Origin of the sequence: Acetonema longum DSM 6540 (assembly GCF_000219125.1) — a bacterium.
In the GTDB taxonomy this organism is placed as follows: Bacteria; Bacillota; Negativicutes; order Sporomusales; family Acetonemataceae; genus Acetonema; species Acetonema longum.
The window spans coordinates 1-864 of record NZ_AFGF01000153.1 but is presented as its reverse complement, the minus strand read 5'-3'; the positions used below and the strand labels follow the sequence as shown (position 1 = coordinate 864).

At 56.2% G+C, this 864-nt stretch carries 2 protein-coding genes; both read right to left on the bottom strand.

Annotated features, from left to right (window positions below; translation table 11 throughout):
- Nucleotides 1-300: transposase (locus ALO_RS14685; protein ID WP_193760817.1), on the bottom strand; the 300-nt coding region annotated here is incomplete at its 3' end.
- A 47-nt stretch (nt 301-347) separates the two neighbouring features.
- Nucleotides 348-704: an IS66 family insertion sequence element accessory protein TnpB gene (tnpB, locus tag ALO_RS14680; protein ID WP_004097234.1), complete on the bottom strand. Its 357-nt coding sequence runs from the start codon at nt 702-704 to the stop codon at nt 348-350.
- Between the last annotated feature and the right edge of the window lie 160 nt (nt 705-864).

Sequence of the window (864 nt, the reverse complement as noted above, 5' to 3'; positions counted from 1 at the left end):
CAGCCTATCCCGGCTTTCCTTGGTTTTTCTGCGGTAATGGGTCTGCACTGCCGTTAGGTCAGGCTCGGGCCGCTTGTGATCCGCAGTGACTTCCGCTTCGTTAAACAGGTTCAGGGCGTCATATTGACTTTTCTCACTGGAAGAGCCAAAGCGCTTATGGCGTGCCAGGCGCATTTGCTCCATCAGCCAATTGACCTTCTGGTTCAACTGGGCATTTTCCGCCTGTAAGGCCTCATAATGGGCACGGTTCACGGTCATGGTTTCTTCCAGGGGAGTGGGTTGTTCCGTCACAGTTCTCATAGCCATAGTATACCATAGGTTGGCTGATTTCCCTATCGTTTCCGGCCTTAAATCAGTTGGATTCCCTGAACCGGTTTATGGGCTTTGGGCTGTTCGATGTTCAAGCCTTCCAGCAGCCAGCGGAACTGTTGGGTGGTAATGTGTTTAACTTCACTTTCCTCCCTGGGCCATTGAAAGCGGCCCGCTTCCAGCCTTTTGTACAACAGCACGAAGCCGTCCCCTTCCCAAAAGAGCGCCTTGATGCGGTCACAGCGGCGGCCGCAAAACAGGAACAGGCTGTTGGAGAACGGGTCTAAGTGAAAGCGTTGCGGCACAGTGGCCGCCAGGCCGTCGATGGATTGGCGCAGGTCGGTATAGCCGCAGGCCAGGTAAATCCGCTCAGCCCGGGAGAGATCTCCTAGCATGGACGGTTGAGCGCTGTTAAGGCCGCCTGCACGGTGGCCGCATCGGCGCCGTGATAGATATGGATTTGCGTATCCTGGCGCTGGATGGTGAGGGCGATGGTTCCTGGGTGTGGGGTGGGCAGGCGAAGTTCGGCAAAGACGGGACCTTCCGGTTGTGACA

Bases quoted from the DNA above. Each gene is read 5' to 3' on its own strand.
- tnpB (WP_004097234.1), bottom strand. From the start codon at position 704: ATGCTAGGAGATCTCTCCCGGGCTGAGCGGATTTACCTGGCCTGCGGC.